We start from the raw sequence: 3,525 nt of genomic DNA, 5'->3' as shown, positions 1-3,525 counted from the left end.
CATTATCACTGACGGGAGTAGATGATGATGAACTAGCCTTAGAAGCAGTAGTTGTATCTCCTCCACCCATAGCAGATCCAATACCTCCTAAAATAATAAGAACAGCCAAACCAGTAATAATTTTATGTCTACCGAAGAAATTCCTTTGATCAGCACCACAGTTTACACATTTCTTTACACCCTTAGCTATTTCTTTTTCACATGATTTGCATTTTACTAACATTCGTTTTCCTCCTCTTTCTTCATTTAATATAATGATATGTTTATACTCTTGGCTATGTTAAATAATGCAACACCACCTTAAATTATTTATAAGCGTTTATTTACTGAAATAATTCTTGTTCCATTTCTGTTCATAGGTTTCAGGTTGCTTAAAAAATGAATGGATTATATATTGAATTAAAAACATATTATTTTTCCTCCTTAATTATTTTAAACCATCTAACGCTAAAATGCTCCAGATACTACACAACCTATTAAAATACCAACAACAAAAACTATAATCATTACCAAAAAAAATGATGAAAATACCTTCGTTGACTTCCCATAAATCGATACACGTTTTTTCATTAGTCACAAATCCTTTCCTAAAATTATTTATATGTTATGATACATTAAATTATTTTACATTACAATAGATTATATAAAATATTTTCTATATTTTCTTTCTTAAAGAACGCCTAAGCAAATAATCCATGTCATCCTGTAAAGATTCCTGACCAACGACTAAATTCTCTACTTGTGTAGCAACTTTTTCAAGTTCCTCATGATGCTGACTAGAAAGAGCTTTGATATCTATGAATTGTTGATCATGTTCTATTAATTTTTCTCTTATCTCTTTTAAATTATTATCCACATTTTTAAAGTTGTCATTAATTTCTTTAAAACTATCCAATACTAATTTTTGAAATTCACTATTATCCATTGTTATTAGCCCTCTTCCTTATTATCCTACTTTACCCTTCTTATATGTGCAGTTTCAATCTGCAAAACCTCTACCTTTACCTCAATTCGATCTAGTCTTTCGATAACAGTTTTGTTTACTTCCTCTTGGGTAGTTCTAAAATCATGTAACACGGCTATTTGTTCATCAAATTTATTCTCCATACGAACTTGACTATCACTTAGTTCATCTACTTTTGTACTTAGTCCATCCACTTTCCCACTTACCTTTTGCATCTCTGTGAACATCTTGGCAAATTGATCCCCCATAAACTCTTGAAACTTCTCGTTTTCCATCAGTACACCCTCCCCTTTCACCCAGCACACTAACCAGCTTTCTTTTCAAGCACTCCGACTCTCTTTTCCAGTCTGGTATACCTGTCTATTGTTGTCTGGATTTCCGATATATCCTCTTTTATTGTCTTAACACATTGACTAATGCTCTGTAGTTCAGTTGAGTGACCATTTAGGATAGTAGAATGACCACTAAGTATAACTGTATGCTCTTTTAACTCTGCCAATATTTCTTTTAGAATTTCATTATCCATAATAACCCAACTCCATTCTTAATTATTATACCATACTATATTATAGATTGAAATCTAATATTAAAATAGATTAAATTGTAAACAAATAATAAATTATATTAAACTTATTACTTAGAGAAGTAATTTCTAGCCCATTTTTGTTCATATGTTTCTGGTTGTGTGAAAAATGATTTGATAAATTTTAGCATTGTTGCTTCACATCCTTTCATAATCCCATAAGTTAGTATCTTTAAAGGTTTTCTAATGCTTTAAGAACTTCATCATATACATCTGGCATATCACCATCTGCAATTATTTTCTCAACATTTCTTATTAGTCCGTGCTCATTATCTATAGTCTCCTCAGCATCTTCAATATAATCTTTTACTTTTAACAATAAATCTTTCATACTTTAAAACCGTCCTTTCAATTGCTTATTATATTAATACTCATCTTCAGCTTCATTAAAATACTTATAACTATCTTCAACTACTTTGTCACAATCGCTACACATATACCAGAATCCAAAGCCATCCATTCTAGTATATACGCCAGATGAGTTTTCGCATTTGCAATAATCTACTTCTTTATTATCCATTCAATTTCCCTTCCTCTTCTATTTCTTCTAATAACATTTCTATATCATTCTTTAGACATGAAATTTTAGTAATATCAAATCCTTCAATATCATCTATTGTATCCTTAGATAAGTTTTTCATAAGAGCCATATCATCAATTGCCATTTCCATTTGTTCATATGCCTTATCTAAATGCTTCCATATTTTTTGGAGATTGTTTTTCGTTTTGTTAACTCTTTTCATATTAAAACATCCTTTCAATTTACTTGAAACTCATTTTACTTCCTAGTTTTGTTGCAATATCATTTGCTTTTTCTGTGTTTTCCTTTGCTACAGAAAACCCAAAATTTCCATGATTGTGATATGAAATATTTTGCACTTCAAATTCATCTATCATATCTAATATTAGCTCTAAACTTGCTGATCTTTCTTTTAGTTTACTTATCTCATCAATAATATAAAGTTTACATTCTTGATTATTGTCAATCCAATCTTGAGTCATTTCAAATTCTTTCATATCTAAATACCCTCTTTCATTTCTTATCTAATTACATTATAAATGATATAGATCATAATTGCAATAGGTAATAATAAATTATTTATATGTAATAAACAGTACCTTTAAAATTAGGATTTGAAGCCCTTATTTCTTCTTAAACTTTCCATGCCAATCCATATGCTTCAACCTATCTAATGTCTGAGGCGATACCTTATCAATAGTTCTACCTTTTCCACCTCCAATAAATCTTGTATCCTGTCCTGATTTAATTAGATTTTCCGCTACTACTAAATCATAATTATCTCTGACTGATTTTTGGAGTTTTGTTCGTGTTGATTCTGCTATAATTCCACTGAATAGGTCTAAACCATATTTATGCTTGTATTCTTTTTCTAGCATGTCATGTTTTTGATGAACGTGTGATAGAAGTTTATTAAAGCTCTTACCGCATTCATGGCATATGGGTTTTCCACCTGGATCATATGTTACTTCTCCATATTTAGGTTTCTCATGGATTATTGGCATCTCATATCCATTTGCCTGAATTTCGCATCTACACGCATTACATAAAACCATTTGAAATCTTTGATTTTTAAAAGCTTTATTTGATGATCCACATCGCTCACAAGTTTTTAGCATTTCACACCTCCATAATTTATTATAGCACATTTGCAATTGAAATGGTGGATTTGTTATGATTATTTGAGTCTCAGGATAGCATCTCTTGCTGTTATAATTGTTATGCCCATATGATTGTGTACCTAAAGCATTTAAACTCATTAGATAGTCTATTCTGTGGCATAAAATCAATTATGTTATTGAAAATGTTGGTATGAGCGTGTTGTAGAGAGGGTAAAATGAGTGTTTTTTGAAAAGTATTGACATAGGTATGCTGATTGTTATAAAATTCCTGAAATCAATAATTCTAAAAACTCATGCTGATTTTAGGTAGCCTGTTATAAAATTCTTGACATTTCCA

General features: G+C 30.2%; 9 protein-coding genes and 1 pseudogene. All 10 read right to left on the bottom strand.

From position 1 onward, the window contains the following. A pseudogene (locus VIM70_RS14245) lies at positions 1-223 on the bottom strand (hypothetical protein); the annotation flags it as partial. A gap of 224 nt (positions 224-447) precedes the next feature. Further along, positions 448-570: a hypothetical protein gene (locus VIM70_RS14240; protein WP_331946437.1), complete on the bottom strand. Its 123-nt coding sequence runs from the start codon at positions 568-570 to the stop codon at positions 448-450. 85 nt (positions 571-655) lie between these two features. Further along, entirely contained in the window at positions 656-925 is a 270-nt protein-coding gene (locus tag VIM70_RS14235) for a hypothetical protein (protein ID WP_331946436.1), read from the bottom strand. Positions 926-951: 26 nt separating this feature from the next. Next, positions 952-1,239, bottom strand: coding sequence for a hypothetical protein (locus VIM70_RS14230; RefSeq protein ID WP_331946435.1), 288 nt, complete (start codon positions 1,237-1,239; stop codon positions 952-954). A gap of 29 nt (positions 1,240-1,268) precedes the next feature. Beyond that, a complete protein-coding gene (locus VIM70_RS14225) occupies positions 1,269-1,490 on the bottom strand; it encodes a hypothetical protein (RefSeq protein WP_331946434.1) in 222 nt (73 codons plus the stop codon). Positions 1,491-1,719: 229 nt separating this feature from the next. Next, entirely contained in the window at positions 1,720-1,878 is a 159-nt protein-coding gene (locus VIM70_RS14220; RefSeq protein ID WP_331946433.1) for a hypothetical protein, read from the bottom strand. A 33-nt stretch (positions 1,879-1,911) separates the two neighbouring features. Further along, positions 1,912-2,067 (bottom strand): hypothetical protein, encoded by a 156-nt coding sequence (locus VIM70_RS14215; RefSeq protein WP_331946432.1) that lies wholly within the window; start codon positions 2,065-2,067, stop codon positions 1,912-1,914. Beyond that, entirely contained in the window at positions 2,060-2,290 is a 231-nt protein-coding gene (locus VIM70_RS14210; RefSeq protein WP_331946431.1) for a hypothetical protein, read from the bottom strand. The genes VIM70_RS14215 and VIM70_RS14210 overlap by 8 nt, the downstream gene beginning before the upstream one ends. 19 nt (positions 2,291-2,309) lie before the next feature. After that, positions 2,310-2,564, bottom strand: coding sequence for a hypothetical protein (locus VIM70_RS14205; RefSeq protein WP_331946430.1), 255 nt, complete (start codon positions 2,562-2,564; stop codon positions 2,310-2,312). A 126-nt stretch (positions 2,565-2,690) separates the two neighbouring features. Then, complete coding sequence (locus VIM70_RS14200) at positions 2,691-3,185, bottom strand: MucR family transcriptional regulator (protein ID WP_331946429.1); 495 nt, start codon at positions 3,183-3,185, stop codon at positions 2,691-2,693. Positions 3,186-3,525: the final 340 nt, after the last annotated feature.

The organism is Clostridium sp., assembly GCF_036569345.1.
Lineage (GTDB): Bacteria > Bacillota > Clostridia > Clostridiales > Clostridiaceae > Clostridium_AD.
The sequence above is the reverse complement of the archived record's forward strand: the minus strand, read 5'-3'. Positions and strand labels throughout refer to the sequence as shown.